The organism is Cyanobium sp. Cruz-8D1 (assembly GCF_024345975.1).
GTDB lineage: Bacteria > Cyanobacteriota > Cyanobacteriia > PCC-6307 > Cyanobiaceae > Cyanobium.
Window position 1 is genome coordinate 113366 of the sequence record NZ_JAGQCD010000003.1, and the last position, 20770, is coordinate 134135.

Annotated in this window: 22 protein-coding genes; 10 read left to right on the forward strand and 12 right to left on the reverse strand. The window is 70.2% G+C overall.

The window, feature by feature from the left end; all coding sequences use genetic code 11:
* Window positions 1-7: 7 nt before the first annotated feature.
* Genes KBZ33_RS03295 through KBZ33_RS03305 form a run of 3 tightly spaced genes read right to left on the reverse strand, consistent with a single transcriptional unit; the run spans window position 8 to window position 2602 of the window.
* A complete protein-coding gene (locus tag KBZ33_RS03295; RefSeq protein ID WP_254950401.1) occupies window positions 8-1141 on the reverse strand; it encodes a DUF3153 domain-containing protein in 1134 nt (377 codons plus the stop codon).
* Window positions 1134-2030: an acetylglutamate kinase gene (argB, locus tag KBZ33_RS03300; protein WP_254950400.1), complete on the reverse strand. Its 897-nt coding sequence runs from the start codon at window positions 2028-2030 to the stop codon at window positions 1134-1136. Before argB ends, KBZ33_RS03295 begins: the two co-directional genes overlap by 8 nt.
* Window positions 2027-2602 (reverse strand): DUF2854 domain-containing protein, encoded by a 576-nt coding sequence (locus KBZ33_RS03305; RefSeq protein ID WP_254950398.1) that lies wholly within the window; start codon window positions 2600-2602, stop codon window positions 2027-2029. Before KBZ33_RS03305 ends, argB begins: the two co-directional genes overlap by 4 nt.
* Window positions 2603-2631: 29 nt before the next feature.
* Between KBZ33_RS03305 and KBZ33_RS03310 the strand changes: the two genes are divergently transcribed.
* Complete coding sequence (locus KBZ33_RS03310) at window positions 2632-2907, forward strand: hypothetical protein (protein WP_255011533.1); 276 nt, start codon at window positions 2632-2634, stop codon at window positions 2905-2907.
* A gap of 25 nt (window positions 2908-2932) precedes the next feature.
* Here KBZ33_RS03310 and KBZ33_RS03315 read toward each other — a convergent pair whose 3' ends face one another.
* On the reverse strand, window positions 2933-3460 hold the full coding sequence (locus KBZ33_RS03315) for a single-stranded DNA-binding protein (RefSeq protein ID WP_254950396.1): 528 nt from the start codon (window positions 3458-3460) through the stop codon (window positions 2933-2935).
* Between the two features lie 32 nt (window positions 3461-3492).
* Between KBZ33_RS03315 and KBZ33_RS03320 the strand changes: the two genes are divergently transcribed.
* Entirely contained in the window at window positions 3493-4359 is an 867-nt protein-coding gene (locus tag KBZ33_RS03320) for a precorrin-6A/cobalt-precorrin-6A reductase (protein WP_254950394.1), read from the forward strand.
* On the forward strand, window positions 4352-4741 hold the full coding sequence (gene cutA, locus KBZ33_RS03325; RefSeq protein WP_254950393.1) for a divalent-cation tolerance protein CutA: 390 nt from the start codon (window positions 4352-4354) through the stop codon (window positions 4739-4741). Before KBZ33_RS03320 ends, cutA begins: the two co-directional genes overlap by 8 nt.
* On the opposite strand, the gene KBZ33_RS03330 is transcribed toward cutA, so the two are convergent.
* From KBZ33_RS03330 to KBZ33_RS03345, 4 genes are all read right to left on the reverse strand, one after another.
* The gene (locus KBZ33_RS03330; protein WP_396107891.1) at window positions 4677-5672 is read right to left on the reverse strand and encodes an adenosine kinase; all 996 of its coding nucleotides are present in this window, start codon (window positions 5670-5672) and stop codon (window positions 4677-4679) included. The genes cutA and KBZ33_RS03330 overlap by 65 nt on opposite strands.
* Window positions 5673-5728: 56 nt before the next feature.
* Window positions 5729-7042 carry an adenylosuccinate synthase gene (locus tag KBZ33_RS03335; RefSeq protein ID WP_254950389.1) on the reverse strand — a complete coding sequence of 438 codons (1314 nt, stop codon included), beginning with the start codon at window positions 7040-7042 and terminating at the stop codon, window positions 5729-5731.
* 74 nt (window positions 7043-7116) lie between these two features.
* Window positions 7117-7530, reverse strand: coding sequence for a photosystem II protein Psb27 (gene psb27 / locus KBZ33_RS03340; RefSeq protein ID WP_254950387.1), 414 nt, complete (start codon window positions 7528-7530; stop codon window positions 7117-7119).
* 46 nt (window positions 7531-7576) lie between these two features.
* Window positions 7577-9346: a proline--tRNA ligase gene (locus tag KBZ33_RS03345; protein WP_254950385.1), complete on the reverse strand. Its 1770-nt coding sequence runs from the start codon at window positions 9344-9346 to the stop codon at window positions 7577-7579.
* Window positions 9347-9593: 247 nt separating this feature from the next.
* Between KBZ33_RS03345 and KBZ33_RS03350 the strand changes: the two genes are divergently transcribed.
* The gene (locus KBZ33_RS03350; protein WP_255011519.1) at window positions 9594-10019 is read left to right on the forward strand and encodes a hypothetical protein; all 426 of its coding nucleotides are present in this window, start codon (window positions 9594-9596) and stop codon (window positions 10017-10019) included.
* Between the two features lie 431 nt (window positions 10020-10450).
* On the opposite strand, the gene KBZ33_RS03355 is transcribed toward KBZ33_RS03350, so the two are convergent.
* Complete coding sequence (locus KBZ33_RS03355) at window positions 10451-11137, reverse strand: class I SAM-dependent methyltransferase (protein ID WP_254950381.1); 687 nt, start codon at window positions 11135-11137, stop codon at window positions 10451-10453.
* A gap of 131 nt (window positions 11138-11268) precedes the next feature.
* Here KBZ33_RS03355 and KBZ33_RS03360 point away from each other — a divergent pair, with 131 nt between their 5' ends.
* A complete protein-coding gene (locus KBZ33_RS03360) occupies window positions 11269-11631 on the forward strand; it encodes a 2Fe-2S iron-sulfur cluster-binding protein (RefSeq protein ID WP_254950379.1) in 363 nt (120 codons plus the stop codon).
* Window positions 11632-11637: 6 nt separating this feature from the next.
* Window positions 11638-12003 carry a Spx/MgsR family RNA polymerase-binding regulatory protein gene (locus tag KBZ33_RS03365; protein WP_254950377.1) on the forward strand — a complete coding sequence of 122 codons (366 nt, stop codon included), beginning with the start codon at window positions 11638-11640 and terminating at the stop codon, window positions 12001-12003.
* Here KBZ33_RS03365 and KBZ33_RS03370 read toward each other — a convergent pair.
* A complete protein-coding gene (locus tag KBZ33_RS03370; RefSeq protein WP_254950376.1) occupies window positions 12000-13517 on the reverse strand; it encodes a hypothetical protein in 1518 nt (505 codons plus the stop codon). The two genes, KBZ33_RS03365 and KBZ33_RS03370, sit on opposite strands and share 4 nt — an antisense overlap.
* Before the next feature lie 67 nt (window positions 13518-13584).
* Between KBZ33_RS03370 and lepB the strand changes: the two genes are divergently transcribed.
* Window positions 13585-14313, forward strand: a complete 729-nt coding sequence (gene lepB / locus KBZ33_RS03375) for a signal peptidase I (RefSeq protein ID WP_254950374.1) — start codon at window positions 13585-13587, stop codon at window positions 14311-14313.
* Here the strand turns inward: lepB and KBZ33_RS03380 are convergent.
* Both KBZ33_RS03380 and KBZ33_RS03385 read right to left on the reverse strand, forming a co-directional pair.
* Entirely contained in the window at window positions 14267-15547 is a 1281-nt protein-coding gene (locus KBZ33_RS03380) for a dihydroorotase (protein WP_254950372.1), read from the reverse strand. The two genes, lepB and KBZ33_RS03380, sit on opposite strands and share 47 nt — an antisense overlap.
* Before the next feature lie 27 nt (window positions 15548-15574).
* Window positions 15575-16900: a histidine phosphatase family protein gene (locus KBZ33_RS03385; protein WP_254950370.1), complete on the reverse strand. Its 1326-nt coding sequence runs from the start codon at window positions 16898-16900 to the stop codon at window positions 15575-15577.
* Window positions 16901-17007: 107 nt separating this feature from the next.
* On the opposite strand from KBZ33_RS03385, the gene KBZ33_RS03390 reads away from it, so the two are divergent.
* From KBZ33_RS03390 to KBZ33_RS03400, 3 genes are read left to right on the forward strand one after another with little or no spacing between them, the layout of a single operon-like run.
* The gene (locus KBZ33_RS03390) at window positions 17008-18417 is read left to right on the forward strand and encodes a CPBP family intramembrane glutamic endopeptidase (RefSeq protein WP_254950368.1); all 1410 of its coding nucleotides are present in this window, start codon (window positions 17008-17010) and stop codon (window positions 18415-18417) included.
* Between the two features lie 57 nt (window positions 18418-18474).
* Window positions 18475-18915: a hypothetical protein gene (locus KBZ33_RS03395; protein ID WP_254950366.1), complete on the forward strand. Its 441-nt coding sequence runs from the start codon at window positions 18475-18477 to the stop codon at window positions 18913-18915.
* Window positions 18915-20765 (forward strand): peptidoglycan D,D-transpeptidase FtsI family protein, encoded by a 1851-nt coding sequence (locus KBZ33_RS03400; RefSeq protein ID WP_396107855.1) that lies wholly within the window; start codon window positions 18915-18917, stop codon window positions 20763-20765. Before KBZ33_RS03395 ends, KBZ33_RS03400 begins: the two co-directional genes overlap by 1 nt.
* Window positions 20766-20770 lie beyond the last annotated feature (5 nt).

The following is a 20770-nucleotide window of genomic DNA, read 5'->3' on the forward strand; positions in this document are numbered from 1 at the left end:
GAGGGCCTCAGGCCGGCAGTTCCGGCAACCCGAAGCCCAAGCGGCGGCGAGTCGCCTGCAGGGCGAGCACCAGCGGCAGGACCAGGCCCACCGCCGCCGCCCCCACCCCCAGGCCGCTCCAGCGCCAGCAGCGCAGCTCCAGCACGTTGATCTCACCGGGCTGCAGGGGCCAGACCAGCTGACGGCGGCCGCCCCGCTCGCCTGGAGGGGCAGCGGCGAGACCGCAGGGGGCCGCCTGCAGGACGGCCGCTGGCCGCACCGGGGCCAGGACGACCGCCAGATCCAGCCCAGGGATCGCCTCCAGCGGCTGCAGATCAAGCTCGAGCAGAAGGTGCTGGCGCACGCCCACCAACCAGTTGCGCTCCTCCCAGCGGACCAGCGGAGCGGCCAGGGCGACACCGCTGAGCTGGCCGGCCACCTTGAGGCTGCCGGCCAGGGCCCCAAGGGCCTGGCCGGCCGGCAACACCGGGGTGGCGAGGATCTGCTCACCACTCCCCTCCGACAACCGAAACGGACCGGGGGCAGGAATCTGGGGCCCATGCCCCTCCAGCGCCGCGGCGAACCGCTTCTGCCAGGGGCTCGGCGGGCCGCCGGAGCTGCGCAGCTGGTGGCTCACCTGCAGCCGCCCGGGCCCCTCGAAGCGCAGCTCGGTGCGCACCTCCATGCAGCCCCCCAGCAGGAAGGCCAGCAGCAGCAACACCACGACCACCACCAGCGCGAAGCCGACCGGGGCCCGGGTGGGGCCCACCGGCGGTGGCGGCGGTGGCTCGGGGCGCCGGCGCGAGCGACGGGACACACCGCCGCCGACCCCTTCGAGGGGGGTGGTGCCGGCCAGATCCGGCAGGGTGAGCGACCAGTTGCTGGGACGGCGCAGCTCCGGGGCCTCCAGCACCATCAGCAGTGCCTTGGCCTGGGCGCGCAGCGTCGGGTCCTGGCAACGCACCAGGCCCCGGCAGCAGGCGGCGGCCTGGTCGGTGCGGCCCTGGCCCATCAGGGCGGTGGCCATCAGCAGGCGCAGCTCGGCACCGGCGGCGGTGAGCGGCGAACGCTCCTCCTGGAGGGGCTCCAGCAGCCGCAGCACCTGGCCGTACTCGCCGCGATCCAGGGCCCGCCGGGCCTCGGCCAGCGGATCCTCAGGCATGCAGCAAGCCGGGGCTGCCCACCACCATGGTGCCGATGCCGGCGTTGGTGAACACCTCCAGGAGCAGGGAATGGGCCACCCGGCCATCGATGATGTGGGCCGCCTTCACCCCCTGGGCCAGGGCCCGGATGCAGCATTCGGTCTTGGGCGTCATCCCGCCTTCCACCACACCGTCCGTGATCAGCTGGCGGGCCTCCGAGAGGCTGAGCTGGCGGATCAGGCTGGTGGGGGCAGTGCGATCACGCAGGATGCCGGGGGTGTCGGTGAGCAGGATCAGCTTCTCCGCCTGCAGAGCCGCCGCCAGCTCCCCGGCCACGGTGTCGGCATTGATGTTGTGGGCCAGGCCCTCGGCATTGGGGGCCACGCTGGAGATCACCGGGATGTAGCCGCTGGCCAGCAGGGGCCCCAGCACCGAGGGGTCCACCCGTGCCACATCGCCCACCACGCCGAGGGTGCCATCGCCCATGGTGCGGGCCTGCACCAGGCCGCCATCGCTGCCGGAGAGGCCCACCGCCCGGCCCCCCACCCGGTTGAGGCCGTTGACGATCTGCTTGTTGACCCGACCCACCAGCACCATTTCCACCACGTCCATGGTGTCGGGGCAGGTGACCCGCAGGCCGTCCTGGAAGCGGGGCTCGATCGCCAGTCTCTGCAGCCACTGGTTGATTTCCGGCCCACCCCCGTGCACCACCACCGGCTGGACGCCGACGCAGGCCAGCAGGGCGAGGTCGCGGAAGACCGCCTCGCGCAGGTCTTCACGCACCATGGCCGCCCCGCCGTACTTGATGACGATGCGGCGGCCGGCGAAACGCTGGATGTAGGGCAGGGCTTCACTGAGCACGGACACCCGCAGGGTGTCTTCCGAGCTGATGTGCCGATCGGGACTCAAGGGACGGGGGCGGCGAGGGGCGGGTCGGAGGAAGCGGGTGCCGGCAGCAGGCTCAGCTTCAGGCGGCCAGGGCCAGCCTGTTGCAGATCAGCGGTGAGGCCGGGACCGAAGAAGCGGCCCAGCCGCTCCTGGCGATCCTGCCAGCGCTGGAACGGCACCCCCTCGCAGTCGATCGTGAAGCGCAGCCCATAACCGCCGTCGTGGTCGAGCTCCTCAACGGCCAGCAGCTGGGGAGGGGAATCCTCATCCCAGAGCTTGAGGGCTTCGAGGGAACTTTCCAGGTGGGCCTTCTGGCCGTAGCGCCAGCGGGTGACGTCGGCCAGGAGTTTGCGCAGCGGCTCGTTCTCAGGCAACTGACGCAGATCACGCAGCTGGGCCGCGGGGGTGAGGCGCTCGGCGGGAGGCAACTCGGAGGACTTCAGGGCCAGCCCCCCCAGCAGGATCGGCACGCCATAAAACACACCGGCCAGGCTGATGTTGGGGCTGTCGGTTGCGTAGGCGATCGAACCGATCACGGTGAGGACGGCACCAGCCACGGTCACCAGACTGCCGGGGGAGAGAAACGCTTGCATCCCCCCATTGTCCAGCAGCGGGGGCCAGGATGGGGCGCCGCCCCGCCAGCTCCATGGCCAGCCAGCCCAACAGCCAGCCCGATCTCTCCAGCGCCAGTCCGGAGGATCCCGGCACAGCCGCCGACACTCCCTGGAGCGCGGTGGAAGCCCCTTCAACGGCCGAACTGCTCTGCCAGCTGGGCGAAGACCGGCTCTGGCTGCTGCGCCAGCTCGACAGCGGCCGCTGGGGCCAGTGGCGGCTCGATCTCGCGGCCCTGGAGCGGGAACTGGGTCAGCTGATCGACCAGGCCGGCGAACGGCTCTGAGCCAGGACCCGACTCAGAAGGGGACTCAGAAGGGAATGTCGTCGTCGTCGCCCAGGGGCACCAGCGGGGAGGTGTCCCACACGGGCGCCGCCGCCTCGACCGGCGCGGCGCTGGCGGGGCGCGTTGGGGCCGGAGCCGGGGCCCGGCGGGGCGCCGGTGTCGCGGCCGGGCCAGCGGCAGCGGGACGGGGCGCCGGCTGGGGGGCAGGGGCTGGTGGAGCCTGGTTCTGGGCCTGGGGGACGGCCGCGCCGGGGCTGAGGGGATGGAGCCGCGCCAGGGTGAACTCGACCCGCTTCTCCTTGGTCCCGTCCTGCCGGGTAACGGTGTTCATGCGCAGCCGCCCCTCAAGGACGAGCCGCTGACCCACCTGAACCCTGTTCTGCAGATCCTGGGCGAGATTGCCCCAGCCCACCACCTTCAGCTGACCCGGCGGATCATCGGGCCGCAGGCCCTCGATCTGCACGGCCATTTCGGCCACCGGCGTCTGGTTGTCCTGGGTGTAACGCACCTGGGGCGCCTCCAGGACCTCCACCTCCAGCAAGCAGTGATTCACGCCAGGACCAACGGATGGAAGGGCCCATCCTGATGCATCCTCCCCACGGGATCGAGGTCGGTCCGCCCGGTCGCTCCGGCGGCTCCTCAGACCGCGACGGGGGCAATGGCTGCGGCAGGGTCTGGCTGATCGCCGGTACGGGGGAAGGGCCGCCCCTGGCCCAGAGGCTCCTGGCCAGCGGCTGGCGCCTGAAGGTGTCGGTGGTGAGCCGGGCCGCCGCCCTGGCCTACGGCGCCCACCCCAACCAGGAGCTGGCCGTGGGGGCCATCGGCGGCCCGCAGGGGCCGGAGGCAGGGATCGCCACCGCCCTGGGCGAAGCCCGACGCCGGGGGGAGCCCTACACCTGGGTGATTGACGCCACCCACCCCTTCGCCATCCGCATCAGCGCCGCCCTCGCCCACACCTGCGCCGCCCTGGGGCAGCCCCTGCTGCGATTGCAGCGACCCGATCTCAACGCGGCGGGCGCGCTGGTGCTGGGCGATCTGGCCAGCCTCGGCGCCCACTGCCGGCCGGGCGAGCGGTTGCTGCTGGCGATCGGCGCCCGCCGCCTCGGCGACGCCGTGGTGGCGGCGCCGGCGGCCCTGCATCACGCCCGCCTGCTGCCCCATGGCGAGGCCCTGGCGCTGGCCCTGGCCGCCGGACTGGCGCCGGAGCGGCTGGCCCCGCTGCGGCCCAGCAGCGATGGCCGCGTCGAGCGGGCCCTCTGCCGCCACTGGGGCATCGAAGCGGTGCTCTGCCGCCGCTCCGGCGGCGCCAACGAAGCCCAGTGGCATCGGATCTGCGCCGATCTGGGGCTGCGCCTGCTGCTGCTGGAGCGCCCCCCGGAGCCCGGCCAGGCCCAAGCCCTGCCGCTGCAGGAGTTGCTGCAACGGCTGGGCCAGAGTGGTCCCCATGCCTGAGTGCGACCCCATCCCCCTGGCCCTGGTGCTGACCACCGAAGCCGACCGGGAGCGGGCCGAGGCCCTGGCCCTGGCGCTGCTGGAACGGGGTCTGGTGGCCTGCGCCAGCCTGCATCCGGTGCTGTCGCTGTACCGCTGGCAGGGGCAACTGGAGCGCAGCGAGGAGGTGCAGCTGCTGCTCAAGACGAGCCCCGAGCGGCTGGAGGCGCTGCGCCGCACCCTGGGGCAGCTGCACAGCTACGACACACCCGAATGGATCCATTGGCAGGCCAGCAGCGAGGGCCCCTATGGCCACTGGTTGCTGCAGCAGCTGCCGCTCAGCCCAGGTGGCGGGCCACCAGCTCCGGCAGGGACGCCTGGGGGCGTGGACCCAGCTGGGTGACCACCTGGCCGGCGCAGAGCGAACCGAGCTGACCGCAGCGCTCCAGGCTCTCGCCCCTGGTGTGGCCGTAGAGGAAGCCGGCGGCATAGAGGTCGCCGGCGCCGGTGGTATCCACCAGGGGGCCGAGCTGGAACGGCTCGATCGCCAGGGTGGTGTCCCCGCTCAATAGCAGGGACCCCCGCTCGCTGCGGGTGAGGGCCGCCAGCTTGCAGCGGCCCCGCACCTGATCAGCGGCCGCTTCGAAGCTGTCGGTCTCGTAGAGGGAGGTGATCTCGGTCTCGTTGGCGAAGAGCACATCGACGTGACCATCGACCAGCTCCTGGAAGCTCTGGCGATGACGCTCCACACAGAAGGCATCGGAGAGGGAGAGGGCCACCTCGCCGCCACTGGCACGCATCACCTCGGCGGCGGCGATGAAGGCACGCTTGGCCTCCTCGCTGTCCCAGAGGTAGCCCTCCAGGTACAACACCTTGGCCTGGCGCACCATGTCCAGATCGAGGTCGGCGGGATCCAGGCCCACCGACGCCCCCAGGTAGGTGCACATGGTGCGCTGGGCATCGGGGGTGACCAGGATCAGGCAGCGGGCAGTGGAGGGTCCGCTGCTGGCGGGGGGCGTCTCGAAGCGAGCCCCCACGGCCCGGATGTCGTGGGCGAAGATCGCCCCGAGCTGGTCGTCCCTGACCCGGCCGATGAACCCGGCCTGTCCGCCCAACTGGGCGATGCCGGCCAGGGTGTTGGCCGCCGAACCGCCGGAGGTCTCGAGCCCGGCGCCGACGCTGGCGTAGAGCCGCTCGGCCTGGGATTCGTCGACCAGGGCCATGGTGCCCTTGGTGAGGTCGTGGGCCTCAAGGAAGGCGTCATCGGCCTGAACGAGGACATCGACGATGGCATTGCCGATGCCGACGACGTCAAAGCGCTTGGCGGGGCTGATCAAGGGGAAGGGGAGGGGGGCTGGGGAAGAGGGGATGGGGAAGCGGCTGCTGGGGCTCAGACGCTGAGCAAGGCCCGCTTGGGGCCGTGGATCGGATCCTCGACCACGATCGTCTGATCCCGCTTGGCACCGAGGGAGACGATGGCGATCGGGACCTCCATCAACTCGGCCAGGAAGCGCAGGTAGGCCATGGCCGTGGGGGGCAGATCCTCCAGGGCACGGCACTCGGCCGTGGAGCACTGCCAGCCCGGCAGAGTCTTGAACACGGGACGGCAGCGGGCGAATTCGTCCGAGCTGCTGGGGAAGTAATCGATGCGGCTGCCGTCGAGTTCGTAGGCCACGCACACCTGGATTTCGTCCAGCTCATCGAGCACGTCAAGTTTGGTGATCGCCAGGCAGTCGAGGCCGTTCACCTGCACCGCATAACGGCCGATGACCCCGTCGAACCAACCACAACGCCGACGGCGGCCGGTGGTGGTGCCGAATTCACCGCCGCGGTCGCAGAGGTGGTCGTTGAGGCTGCCCTCCAGTTCGGTGGGGAAGGGGCCTTCGCCCACTCGGGTGGTGTAGGCCTTGGCCACGCCGATCACCCGGTCGATCAGGGTGGGGCCCACGCCGGCGCCGATGCAGGCGCCCCCCGACACGGGATTGGAGGAGGTGACGTAGGGGTAGGTGCCGTGGTCGAGATCCAGCAGGGTGCCCTGGGCGCCCTCGAACAGGATGTTCTTGCGGGCCCGGGCCGCCTCGTGGATGGTGCGGGTGCAATCCACCACGTGGGGGGCCAGCCGGCGTCCGTAGGCGGCGTACTCCTCGATCACCGCGTCCGCATCCAGGGCAGGGAGGCCATAGACCTTTTCGAGCAGGTCGTTCTTCTCGGCCAGGGGACCGAGCAACCGATCGCGCAGACAGTCCGGATCGAGCAGGTCGATCACCCGGATGCCGTTGCGCTGGGATTTGTCGGCATAGGTGGGACCGATGCCCCGCCCCGTCGTGCCGATGCGGCGATCACCCCGGCGCTGCTCCATCGCCAGATCGAGCAGCCGGTGGTACGGCATCGTCACGTGGGCTGTGGAGGCCAGCTTCAGCCCGGAGACATCGATCTCCAGTTCCAGCAGGGTGTCGATCTCGCCCAGCATCACCTTGGGATCGACCACCGTGCCGGAACCGATCAGGCAGATGGTGTCCGGATAGAGGATCCCGGAGGGGATCAGGTGCAGCTTGAGGATCCGATCCTCAACGACGATGGTGTGCCCGGCGTTGACACCGCCCTGATAGCGGACCACGACATCGGCGGACCGACTCAGCAGATCGGTGATCTTGCCTTTCCCTTCGTCACCCCATTGCGCACCGATGACGACAACATTGGCCAAGGACACAGCGGCCCGTAGCCGCTTCTAAGCACAAGGGGAGAGCTTCTCAGATCGGGGTCCCCTTCGTCAAAGGTTCAGGCCCCACGCACCGCGGACGCCTCGGCTTTCTTGAGCTCCTTCTCCAGCCGGCTGCGCAGCGCCTCGGGCAGGGGGCGGTTGGCGTAGCCGGCGTAGTGGGCCGCCAGGGAATTCACCGCGGTCTGCATGGTGGTGAAGGAAGCCAGGCTGTGGATGTCCTGACGGGGGCGGTAGAGGGCGGTGTAGCCATTGATCAGCTGACGGGCCTGCAGCTCCGCCTCCTGGTGGGCGGGATCCTCCTGGGGCAGGGCAATGGTGGTCAGCAGGGTCTGGGCCACGCTGACGGTGTCATCGACGTAGTTACCGCTGAGGCCGGCGGTGGCCTGGCTGCAACCGCTCAGTCCGAGACAGAGACACAGGCCGAGGGCCAGAAGGGGACGGAGCAGGCTGCGGCGCAGAAAGGCGACCAAGGGAGGAACGGCGTCTGCCGAAATCCTACGGGGATGCACCCGGGAGCTAGAGCAGCTGCTCGAGGGCGGCATCGGCCGTCAACTCCCGCTTGCCCGTGTCGCCGCTGCGGTCCACCAGCTCCACCTTGCGCTCCCCGGCGGCCCGGCCCACCACCAATCGCCAGGGGATGCCGATCAGGTCGGCGTCCTTGAACTTCACCCCGGCCCGCTCGGGGCGGTCATCGAGCAGCACGTCGCACCCCCCCCCACGCAACCGTTCGTAGAGCTCCTCGGCCAGGGCCACCTGCACCGGATCCTGGCTGCTGGCAATCACGATGATCACCGTGAAGGGCGCGATCGCCACGGGCCAGCGGATCCCATCGGCGTCATGGTTCTGCTCCACGGCCGCCTGGGCCAGGCGGGACACGCCGATGCCGTAGCAGCCCATCCACAGGGGCTCCTCGCTGCCGGCCTCATTGGTGAAGCGGGCCTCCAGAGCCTCGGAATACTTCCGCCCCAGCTGAAAGATGTGACCCACCTCAATGCCCCGGGCCGCCGCCAGCCGCTGGGACGGATCGTGCAGGCAACGGTCTCCCGGCTGGGCCGCCCGCAGGTCCACCACCTCAGGGACAGGGCAGAGCTCACCCCAGCGCGCGCCCACCAGGTGCTCATCGCTGCGGTTGGCCCCGCAGACGAACGCCTCGAGATCGGCGGCGGAGGGATCGGCCAGGCGCAGCAGCGGCGGGGCAGCCACACGGGCCTCGCCCTGGCGCAGGGCCGGATCCTCCAGATGGGGGCCCAGGAAGCCGAAGGGGACGGGTTCACAGAGGTGCTCGGCCAGCAGCGGCACGATCTCCAGCAGGGCTCCGGCGTCGGGGCAGCGGGCCGTCACCGCGTTGGCCAGCTTGACGTCGTTGAGCTGCTGGTCGCCCCTCAGGCACACCAGCACCCCGCGGGGGGGCGCCGCCGCGAAACGGGCCTGCAGCAGCAGCACCTTCAGCGTCTGGGTGGGGTCGAAGCCATGGGCGGCGCAGAGCTCCTCGATGCTCTTCTGGGCGGGCGTGGCCAGGGGGTTGCAGGCGCCGGCCTCCAGGGGGACCGGCGGGGCCGGCAAGGAGACGGCCCGCTCCTGATTGGCGGCATAGCGGCCATCGGGACTGGCCAGGATCAGGTCCTCGCCCGCCTCGGCGGTGACCATGAACTCCTGGCTGGCGGAGCCACCGATGGCGCCACTGTCCGCCTCCACGGCCACGGTCCGCAGGCCACAGCGCTCGAAGATGCGTCGGTAGGCCCCGTCCATGGCGGCGTAGGTGCGCCGCAGGCAGGCCTCGTCGGCGTGGAAGGAATAGGCGTCCTTCATGATGAATTCGCGCCCCCGCATCAGACCGAAGCGGGGCCGGATCTCATCACGGAATTTGGTCTGGATCTGATAGAGGCAGACCGGCAGCTGGCGGTAGGAGCGCAGCAGGTCGGCCGCCAGCTCGGTGACCACCTCCTCGTGGGTGGGACCGAGCCCCAGGGAGCGCTCCTGGCGATCCACCAGGTGGAACATGATCCCCTCCCCGGCGGTGTAGCCATCCCAGCGGCCACTGCGGCGCCAGAGATCGGCGGGCTGCAGCTGGGGGAGCAGGGTTTCGAGGGCGTCGACGGCGGCCATCTCCTCCCGCACGATGGCGGAGATCTTCTGGAGCACCCGGAAGAGCAGGGGCAGATAGGCGAAGATCCCCGGTGCCAGCCGGCGCATGTAGCCCGCCCGCAGCAGCAGCTTGTGGGAGGTGATTTCTGCTTCGGCCGGGTCGTCCCGAAGCGTCACCAGCATCAGGCGGGAGACGCGCATGGAGAAAGACCGGCTCGGCGCTGGACGCTATCACCGCAGGCCCGCTGACCCCGACGGCGGAGGGGACGAGGAGTGAGTCACCGCAACGGCCTTACCCCCTTCACACAGAGCCTTCCGCCAATGAAAAACTCTGCTATGGTCAGCCGCTAGTCCAGCGTGTCCAACACCAGTCTCAATGCTTGCTCACCCTGCCCAGGCCGGCTCACCCATGGGCGGCCCCCCTGCGTCGGTGGCTCTGACAGCTTCGGTGACACCGTCGCAGACGTTGCAGGCTGAGTCCGGCGCTGAGGCCGAGACCCTGATCAGCATCGATGAGGTGCAGCGTTCCCTGAACCGATCCCGCGCCTCGGTGTACCGCTACACCAACACCGACCCGCGCAATCTCAACCCCCCCTTCAATCCCCGCAAACTCAATCCCGAGTACCGCAGCGACCTGAAGGAGCCCCTCGTTTTCCACCCCCACGAAGTCGCCCGCTTCGCCCGTGATGTGCTGCGCATCAAGGAGGTGACGGTGGAGGTGCTCAACTCCCCCTCCACCGCGACGCAGCAGCTGCTGGCTTCGATCCTGGAGGAGTTGCGGGCGATCCGTGCCCAGCTCGATGGGGCCGAAGCCCCCCCCGCCGACCTCCAGCTGCACCGCCAGCAACACTCCCAGGCACGGCCCGCGGCCTGAGTTCTCCAACCCTGTCCGAATGCGCTGGCAGGGGGCCGATCGGGCCGATCGGTGTCAGAATCGCTCAAACAACCTTTCTTCTCTGTCCAGTGCACTGGTCCGTCCGCTGCACGACTGCATGGATCACGCCCAACCCGCCCACCAACCCGTTCGTCCCGCTTCCGACTCCGGATTCGATCGAGTCACCAGCCCAGCCCTCCCCCTCGCCGCCATGGGCGACGCCGAACCCAGCGGAGAGCCCGACAGTCCGGGACCCAGATCCCCTCGTTCTGGCAACGGCGTTGATGACGCCGCCGACCTGTTCTTCGACCAACCCTTCGGCGCCGTGGCCGGCTTCCTGCTCGGCCTGATCACGCTCCTGGTGCCCCTGGCCGGGGTGGTCATGGACAGGCCACTGCTTCCCGACCATCAGGAGTCCAGTGAGCGTGGCTTCAGGCCCGTCGCTGTAGCAGAAAGCCCTGGAAGTCGAGGGCCTGGAAAAACGGCGCCGGATCGCTGAGACCGGCGGCCTCCACCAGGGCCGTCAGTCGAGCGATGCCAATCGGATGGAAACCCTGGATCTGGGCGGTGGGATCCACCGCCTCGCCATCCACGCCGCTGGCCCGCTGGAAGCAGCGCCAGGCTTCGGCCACCTGGGGCGACAAGGGTGAGCGCTCCGGTCGCATCAGATCGACGAGCACCAGCTGTCCCTGGGGCTTGAGGCTGCGGGCTAGGGCGGTGAGGAAGGCCAGCTTGGTGCCGTCGTCGGGAAGCGACTGCAGCACCAGCACCGACAGAGCGCCATCGAAACGGGACTCGGCGCCCAGTTCCTCCACCGTGGCGTGATGCCAGTCGATCCGGCCCCTGTTCTGCAGCCGTTGCCTTGCCACCGCCAGCATCTCCGCCGACGGATCGATGGCGGTGAGCTGCCAGTCGGGCCGCTGGGCCTCAGCCTCGAGCAGTTCGGCCCCCGTGCCACAGCCCGCCACCAGCACCGCCGACTCCTGCGTCGACGCCAGGGGGGAGGAGGCCAGCAGGGCCACCGACAGGCGAGCGAGGCTGGCATAGCCGGGGATCAGCTGCTGCACCACCAGGTCGTAGGTGCCTTGCCGGGCCGGGGAGGGGTCGGAAGAGAGCAAGGTCTGCAAGCAACCCAGCCATCGTAGGGAGCCCACCCGGCTGTCCCGTTCCTTTCCCAAGGCAACGGACGTGGGAACGTTGGGACGCGGTGTGACCTAAGTTGGTCGGCGCCCCCCACCCACGATCGACCGTGCCCACCATCCGTTTCGAAAAGGAAGGCCAGCAGGTTGGTTGCATCGAAGGGGCCAATCTCCGCAAGGCGGCCCTGGATGCCGGGGTGAACCCCTACGCAGGCCTCAACAATCTCAACAACTGCGGCGGCCTCGGCCAGTGCGGCACCTGCGTGGTGGAAGTGGTGGAGGGAGCCCGCAACCTCTCTCCCCGCAGCGATGTGGAGGAGGTCTACCTGGCGGATCGGCCCTCCACCTACCGCCTGAGCTGCCGCACCACCGTCAACGGGGACGTCACCATCCGCACCAAGCCGGACTCCGGCGTGGGCAAGGGCTCCAACAGCCTGGTCGGTGCCCTCAAGGCTCTGGTCGGCCGCAAGTAAGCAGCGATGGCTGACCCGGCCGTTCACCGGATTTATCACTACGCCGCCTGCGGCACCTGTCGCAAGGCGCTGGCCTGGATGCGGGAACGGCAGATGGCCTTCGAAGCCATCGACATCACCACCAATCCGCCGTCGCTGGCCCTGCTCAGCGAGGCCCATGGTCAGCTGGGTGGTTTTGGCCGGCTGTTCAACACCAGTGGCCAGAGCTACCGGGCCCTGGGCGCCGCCACGGCGAAGGCGATGGACACGGCCACCGCCCTGGCGGCCCTCGCGGCCGACGGGCGCCTGATCAAGCGTCCCTTTCTGGTGACGGCCTCGGGGCGCATCCTCACCGGCTTCCGTGCCGAGGAATGGCAGGAGTTGCTCGGCTAGGTCGCGTCGGTGCGTTCGCCCTGCTCCTGGGCTCCCTTCACCATCAGTTGGTCGAGCTCCTCGATCAGTCCTTCGATGCCGGCCCGGCTGATCTGGCTCAGGTAAGTCCCTTTGAACTCCTCGAGGAAGGTGCAGAGCAGCTGCTGGGAGCGTTCCAGGGCCGGCCCACTCTCGAGGGCCTCGGCCAGCTCCTCCCAGAAGCGGTCGATGAAGCGCTGCAGCAACTCCAGCTGCTGGTCATCACGCCGACTGAGGCGCTCGCCGGTGCTGCGGGTGAGGTCGAGCAGGCTGTCCACCATTCCTCCGGCCAACTGGCGGCTGAGCCCCTTCTCCACCTGCAGCAGGGGCTGGAGCTGCCGCAGACCCGGCGGCACGATGGCGTTCTGGAGGCTCTGCTGCAGGGCATGGCCCAGTACCCCCTGGAGCTCGGGGGCCAGCCGTGGGGCCACCCGCACCAGCAGCAGGGGGCCCCAGATGCGCACCAGTTCCACCAGTTCCCGCTCGTCGTTGCTCACCACCGTCTGATGGCTGCGCAGGGCCCGGATCCGCATCGGCCAGCGTCGCGAGCGGATCAGCTGCTGCAGGCCATCGATCAGCTGCAGGGCCAGCACCTCGAACAGCTCCACCGCCAGCAGGGCCACCACGCCGCGGCTGATGACGGCCCGGACCGGCTCGATGGTGATCAACCCGCTGGTGTGCAGCCGCTCCAGCACCGGCACCACCCGCAGCAGGCGCCAGAAGGGCAGCAGCAGGGGCAGGTCGATCCAGCGCCGCAGCAGGGCCCGATACCAGGTCAGGCCCGGCAGGCGGCGACGCAGGCGGATGGTCCGCAGCAGGATGTCCAGGGCGAAGACGCTCTGGAACAGGATCAGGTCGTAGCGCCAGAAATGGTCGGTGGGCCGGCCGTTCTCATCAATCGAGCGCCAGTAGGTGGTGGCCACCAGCGGCAGCACCTGCTGGCGCCAGAACAGCCGCTCCTGCTCCCAGGGATGGGAGGCGAGCCAGGCGGGGCTCAGCAGCAGCGCCGCTGCCTCTTTGGACGAGTCCTTGTCGGCCCGCTGGCGCAGGCGGTTCTTGATCTTCTCCAGGGTGCCGGAGGTGCCCGAGGCCAACATCGGGTTGGAGTCGATCATCTCGGCGGTGAGCCGCACCTGGTCCGCCAGGAGCTTTTGCTGGGCGGGGCTGACCTGCCCCGGGGAGCCCTGGCGCAGGGCCCCATCCAAGCGATCGAACTGGCCCAGGTAAGCCTCGGTCTCGCGGTGCGGCTCGATCCCCTTGATCGGGTCCACCCAGGGGGTGATGTCGGGGATGAAGGTGAGCGGCACCACCAGCGGCACCGAGGGCAGCGGGTAGAGGTTGCGCTGCAGCCAGAAGGTGCGCAGGGGGATGTAAGTGACGTCGAAGGCCACCCACAGCAGATTCAGGGCGGCCCAGAGCGCCACGAAGCGATCCCAGCGGTGGCCCAGGCCACTGGAGGGCAGGGCCAGGGTCTGGTGCCAGCGTGGGCGTGCCATCGGGGACCCGGCGGGCGGATGCGTGCCTAATCTGCCTCCCGACCACGGAACCTGCCGCACGAACCCCTTGAGCCCATCGGATCCCCAGCCCGGCGGCGGCGCCCGCGACGCGACACCGCCTCACCCCGAAGCACGGCAGGAGAGCCCCTGGGCCTTCTGGCGCAGCGTTCTGATCACCCTGGCGGTGGCCCTGGGGATTCGCCAGTTCCTGCTGGAGGCCCGCTACATCCCCTCCGGCTCCATGCTCCCCGGTCTGCAGCTTCAGGACCGGCTGCTGGTCGAGAAGCTGACTTTCCGCCAACGCCCCCCCAGACGCGGCGAGGTGGTGGTGTTCCGCTCCCCGTACCACTTCGATCCGATCCTCACCGGACCCACAAAACCCGGCGGGCTGCGCTGCCTGCTGGTCAACCTTCCCCTGATCGGTTCGGTGCCAGGCCTCCAGCAGCCGGCCTGCGACGCCTACATCAAACGGGTGATCGCCCTGCCCGGGGAGCGGGTGGTGGCTGATCCCCGCGGCCGGGTCACAATCAATGGCCGCCCCCTGGCCGAGCCCTACGTCCACAACTACTGTCCCGTCGATCGCCAGGGCGTCGGCCCCTGCCGCACCATCGACGTGGTGGTGCCCCCCGGCCATCTGGTGGTGATGGGCGACAACCGGGCCAACAGCTGGGATGCCCGCTTCTGGCCCGGCGGGCCGCTGCTGCCCGAAACCGAGCTGATCGGCCGCGCCTTCTGGCGTTTCTTCCCCTTCAATACGGCGGGCTCGCTGCCAGAACCCAGCCAGCCGGATCCGTAAGCCCGGTGGCGATCACCCGGCCCTGCAGCTGACGCTCCCGGCAGGGCCGGTTGGCCGCCAGGGAGCCGGCCGGTGCGTCGGCCCAACGCCAGGCACAGTCAGGGTCGAACAGCAGCCACTGGCGCGTGCCTGGGGCCAGGGCCGGCTCCGGCACCCCCAGAAACCGGGCGGGACCCCAGCAGAGCGCCTGCCAGAGCTGCTCGGCCTGCCACCCCTGGCGCCCCACCAGCTCCTCCCAGAGCAGGGGCAGCACCAGGCCATGGCCCGCCACCCCGGGGCGTCGCTGATCCAGGGGCAGCAGCTCCTCTTCGGCATCGAGGGCCACGTGGTGGACCGCAACGGCTCCGATGACGCCATCGGCCAGGGCCTCGATCAGGGCCCGCCGGTCGGTCGGTCCCCCCAGGGCGGGCTCCAGCAGCCAGCCGTCATCGGCCGGATCCAGGCCACCACTGTCCGCCACCAGATGCCACCAGCCCACCGAGGCCATCGGCGGGCGGGCCTGGCGCCGCAGCCGCGCCACCGCTTCGGCGGTGGACACCTGCATCAGCCGCAGGCTCAGGTCAGGGAGGTCGCCGGCCAGGGTGAGCAGGGTTTCAAGGGGGAGGGTTTCGCTGCCGGGGGGATCGAGGGGCCACCCCGCCCGCAGGGCCTCCACCCGCTCCCGCACGAAGCCCCGCTGGGCCAGGGATCCATCCCGCGGCGGCAGCAGCACCGGTCGATCCCCCATCTCAGCCAGCCTCAGGCCCCGCTCCAGCAGGTCGATCGGCGGCAGGGTCGCCGCGGCCGCCAGACCGCAGGCGCCGGCGGCCAGCTGGTCGGCATGGGGCGCCAGCTCCCGGTCGAGGCCATCGACGCTGAAGCTGCCCCAGACCAGCAGCTGCAGGGGCGCGGGCCAGCTCCAGCACAGCCGCTCGGGCCGGTCCCGCCAGGTGGGGGCCCAGGGCAGCAGGGCCACGGTGCCGTAGCCACCGCTGGCGGCGGCCTCGCCAAGGCTGGCCAGGGTTTCGGCCCGCCCCTGCAGCGGCTCCTCCAGCACGCTGTGGGGATCCACCAGCGCGGGGCCCAGCCAGCACCCCCCGCCGTCGGCCGTCGCGCAGCCCCCCCCCGACAGCACCGCCGGATCTGGGTCGATCGCGGCCAGCACGCCCTCGTCCAGCAGCACGTCGGCCCGCCGCGGCGGCTGGCCTGGGGCTTCCAGCAGAGTCACCCCGCGGATCAGCAGCTGACGGACCATGGCAGGGGGCCTCGGGGGGTGGGCCGGCTAGAGGGCGCCGGCGGCCGTGCGGTCGATCACGCCCCCCAGATGGGCGGTGAGGTTGAGGGCAGTCACCACCGGCGCTGCCGTTGCTCCACGGGGATAGTCGATCACCGTGACACCGCCGTTCCCCTGCTTCACGGTCCAGATGTCGGCGGGGGAGAGACCGAGCAAGGCGCAGAGGATCGTCTTGTTGACCGCATCATGGGCGACCACCAGGACCGTCTCCTCGGGCCCCAGCCCGGCGGCGATGCGGTTCCAGGCCGTCAGCGACCGGTCCCAGACCTCGCCGATGGTCTCGCCCTCCGGCATCTGCACCGTTTCGGGACGGCGTTTCCAGGCGGCCAGGAGCTCCGGCCAGCCGGCGGCGATCTCGCTCTCCAGCCGGCCCTCCCAGAGGCCATGGCCGATCTCCCTCAGCCCCCGGTTGGTGGTCAGGGGCACGCCGGGGTGGGACGCCAGGATCACCTCGGCGGTGCGCAGTGGGCGGGCCATGTCGCTGCTGTAGGCCCGCTGCAGCGGGATCGGGGCCAGGAAGGCCCGCGCCGCCTCGGCCTGGGCCAGGCCATGGGAGTTGAGCGGAATGTCGATCTGGCCCTGGAAACGCCCCTCCCGGTTCCAGTCGGTCTCGCCGTGGCGCACCAGCAGCAGCCGGCAGCCCGCTGCGGCCGGCGGCAAGGGCACACCCAGGTGGGAGGTGCCGTTGAGGGACTCGATCTGAACCGACGGGCGCCCCCCCTCGCCACGGATCAGGTTGAGCACCGAAATGGAGGCGTTGTCCAGCCTCAGTCGCTGGAAACGACTGGCCGGCAGGCCGAGCAGATGCAGCACCAGGCAGCGCAGGATGGCGTTGTGGGCCACCACGAGCACGGTGTCATCGTCCCCATGGCGCGCCAGCAGCCGATCGGCGAAATGGCCCGCCTGCTCCAGCAGCTCCGGCACCGGCAGAAAACGGCTGCCGTCGCTGCGTTGCAGCTCCATGGTCTCGGGGGCTTCGCGCCAGCGTCGCTCCTGCTCCGGATCGAGGGCCCGCACCTCGCTGCGCAGCAGGCCGCTCCAGGGGGCCAGATCAATCTCCAGCAGGTCGTCGTCGTAGAGCGGGCTCAGCGGAGTGCCATGGCTGGCCAGCAGGGCCGCTGCCGTGGCGCTGGCCCGCTGCAGCGGCGAGCTGTAGACAGCGTCGAACGCCAGTTCCGCCAGGGCCTCTCCCGTACGACGGGCCTGGAGCTGCCCCGCCTCGGCGAGATTCGAGAGGTCGTCACGGCCCTGGATGCGGTGCTCCAGGTTGAAGCTGCTCAGCCCATGGCGGACCAGCACGATGCGAAGGGGCAAGGTGCTTGTGGCACAGGCCAAACCATCGTATGGGAGCGGGGCGTCGTCAGGGCAGGGGGCCAGGGACAGGGGAGAATCAGCTGCCATTGCCCCCCGAGGTGGTCCGGTTGAACGGAACCCCTTCCCGATCCGGACCCCCCACCGCACCACCAGGCTGGAAATCCCTGCTGGCCCTGCTCAGCCTGGCCCTCTGCGCCCTGCTGTGGCTGGGGGGGCTGATCGACAGCCTGGAGCGGCCGTCGGTGGTGGATTCCCTCAGCCTGCGCCAGCTGGAACTGGGGTCCCTGGCGGCCGAGGCCGTCCCGCCGGGCCTGCGGCCAATCCTGTCCGGGGAGGCCCCACGCCAGGACCTGACGGAAGAACTGAGGCGGCAGTTGGAGGCCTCCGAAGAACCGCCGCTGGCCCTGCGTCGCCTTGAACTGGCCCTGCTGGAGCGCTCTGAGGCGGACCCAGCGGGGCTGATCGATGCCATCGAACTGCGGCAACTGGCGACCCAGGTGGACGCCGTGCGGCGTCCCCTGATCGAAGCGCTGCTGGACGGGGGGCCCGTGGACGCCCAGCGGCGGCAGCGGTTGCTTGCCCCCTGGTCGGCGCCCCTGATGGTGCAGCAGCTGGTCTGCGAACAACTCCCCGGGGGCCAGGGGACCTGCCCGGCGGAGGAGCGTTCCGTGCGGCTGCTGCTGATGCTTGTGGCGGTGACCATCCTGCCGGCGCTGTTTCTGCTGGCGGGGGTTGCCCTGCTGCTGCGCCAGGGCTGGATGGCCTGGCGTCAACGGCTGCCCGCCGCGCCGCCGCTGCTGGGTCCACCCTTGAGCCCCGTCGATGTGACCCTGCTGATCGCTGGCGGATTCGTGGTGCTGGGGGAGGTCGTCGTCCCGATCGTGGTGCAGCCACCGCTCCAGCTCGCCCTGCAGCGCCTGGAGTCTCCGAGGGCCCTCAGCCAGGGCCTTGAGGTGCTGGTGCTCTACGCAGCCCTGATGGCCGTGCCGCTGCTGCTGCTCGCGCTGATGCTGCCGCGCCGGACCCCAAGGCCAGCGGGGGGCTGGCTGCAGTGGAAGTGGCGGCCGGCCGGGTCCGCCTTCAGCGCTGCCATCGTCAGCCTGTTGATGGTGCTGCCGGTGGTGACCGCCTCCAGCTGGGTCATCGAACGGTTCTGGAGCGACCCCGGGGGCAGCAATCCGCTGCTGGAGCTCGTGCTGACCAGCGCCGATCCCCTAGCCCTGGCCTGTTTCGCCTTCACCGCCCTCGTGGTGGCCCCCCTGTTTGAGGAGGTTCTCTTCCGGGGTGTCTTGCTACCGGTGGCAGGCCTGCGGCTCGGTGGCGCCGGAGCTGTGATCCTCAGTGCGGCCGTGTTCGCGATCGCCCACCTGAGCCTGGCGGAGCTGGCGCCGCTGTTCGTGCTGGGCCTCGGCCTCGGCTGGCTGCGCTGGCGCAGCGGCCGACTGGGTTCCGCCGTCCTGATGCATGCCCTCTGGAACGGGCTGACCTTCATGAATCTCCTCTTTCTCGCCGACTGACACCGCTTGCTGCCACCCCCCCGGGGTGGTTCACTTGCGCAGTGCCTCCCAGGTCCATTGGCCGCCTCTCCCGCCCCACGCAGCCAGAATCCCCTGCCAAGACTGAGGCCCCTCCATCTGATCGAGGGGTCGCTTTCGGCGCGGAAGATCGAACGTCAGGCGCCCTGGCTGGCCGGCCTGCATCGGATCAGCAGCGGCGCCCTGGTGGGACTGGGACTCTCCATGCTCGGCCTGAGTGCCCTCACCCTCCACTGGCAGAACCAGTGGGCCTACAGCTTCGCCCAGTTGCAGGCCTCCAAGACCCTGGAGCACCGCATGCAGGAGTCCTCCGCCCTGCTTGAGCAGCACCACCTCAGCCTGGTCCGGCGGCCCGGGCTGCTGGAGCCCACCAGCAGCGAAAAACTCATCCACCTGCCCGAGCCCCACAGCAGCCGTCCCCGCACCTCCCTGCCCCTGCTCGCCGGCTTCCAGTTGCGCGCCATTCCGGCCGGCTATTGATGCCTTCCCCGTTCCGTTCCAAGTCCGGCGACTCCGGTAGCCAGGTCGCCTCCGGCACGGGCAGCGGACGCCGGGCCAAGGGAACGGCAACGCGACGGGTGGTGGAGATCCAGCCGATCCCCACCGGAAGGATGCTGGCGGTCTATCTGCTGCTCTGCGCCGCCCTGGTCGGGCTGGCGGGTCGCCTGGCCTGGCTGCAGGTGGTGCAGGCGCCGGCCCTGCAGGCCAGGGCCAGGGCCATCCAGACCCAGGCGATCACCCCCATCGGCAAACGGCGCACCATCGTCGACCGGATGGGCCGGCTGGTGGCCCTTGATGAGGAGCGGTTCACCCTCTGGGCCCATCCGCGCTACTTCAACATCCCCGGCGACGAACCCCAGGAGATTCGCCCCCCCGTCGACATCGTCAGGGAGCTTTCCAAGGTGCTGGCACGGCCGCCCGGCGAGCTGCTGCAGCGCATCGGCAGCCGCCGCAGCGGCGTCAAGCTCGCCACCGGCCTGGATCCGGAAACGGCCCATCGGGTCCGCGAGCTCGGCATCAGCGGCATCGATCTGGAGGCGTACCCGCAACGGGTTTACCCGCAGGGTCAGCTGTTCGCCAATGTGGTTGGCTTCCTCAACCTGGAGCGGGTCGCCCAGGCCGGCCTGGAGCAGAGCCGCGACCGGGACCTGCGCCGCCAGGAGGTGACGATGAGCATGCGACGCGGCGCCGACGGCACCCCCCTTCCTGACGGTCTTCAGGCCGGGTCGCTCTACGGTGACGACCTGCGCCTGCAGCTCACCCTCGATGCCCGCCTGCAGCAGGTGGCCCAGCAGGCGCTGGGCAAGCAGGTGAAGCAGTGGAAGGCCAAACAGGGCGCCGCCCTGGTGATGAATGCCCGCAACGGCGAAATCCTGGCCCTGGCCTCCACCCCCAGCTACGACCCCAACAAGTTCTGGAGCTTCAACCCCGGCCTGTTCCGCGAATGGTCGGTGCAGGATCTCTACGAGCCCGGATCCACCTTCAAGCCCATCAATCTGGCCCTGGCCCTGCAGGAGAAGGCGATCCGCCCCGGCGACAAGGTCAACGACGTGGGGCAGCTGAGCATCGGCGGCTGGCCGATCTTCAACCATGACCGCCGTGCCAACGGCCTGATCGATTTCCCCACGGTGCTTCAGGTCTCCAGCAACGTGGCCATGGTGAAGGCCATGTCCCAGGTGAAGCGGGAGCGCTTCTGGCATTGGCTGCGGGCCTTCGGCATCGACGAGATGCCCGACACCGATCTGCCCGGGGCCGTGGCCGGCCAGCTCAAGAGCCGCAGCGAATTCACGTCGGCCCCGATTGAGCCGGCGGTCGCCGCCTTCGGCCAGGGCTTCTCCCTCACCCCCCTCAAGCTGCTGCAGCTGCACGGCATGCTCGCCAACGGCGGCAAGCTGGTGAGCCCCCACATCACCCGCGGCCTGCGCTCCGGCGATGCCCTGGCCAGCGCCACCGCACCGACGGGCGTCCAGCTGCTCGATCCCGCCGTCACCCGCACTGTGGTCAAGTGGATGGAGACGGTGGTGGAGAACGGCAAGGGGATGAAGATCCCCGGCTACCGCATCGCCGGCAAGACGGGCACGGCCCAGAAGGCCCGCAACGGCGTGTACATCCCCGGGGCCAGGATCTGCAGCTTCGTGGCGATCCTGCCCGGGGTCGATACCAGCTATGTGGTGCTGGTGGTGGTGGACGAGCCCCAGGGCGGCAATGCCTACGGCTCCACGGTGGCCCTGCCGGCGGCCCGCCACATCGCCGAAGCCCTGCTCGTGATTGAAAAGGTGCCCCCCAGCCAGCCGATTGTCAGGGGGGCCAGGGCCGCCACGCCGTCCTGAGACGC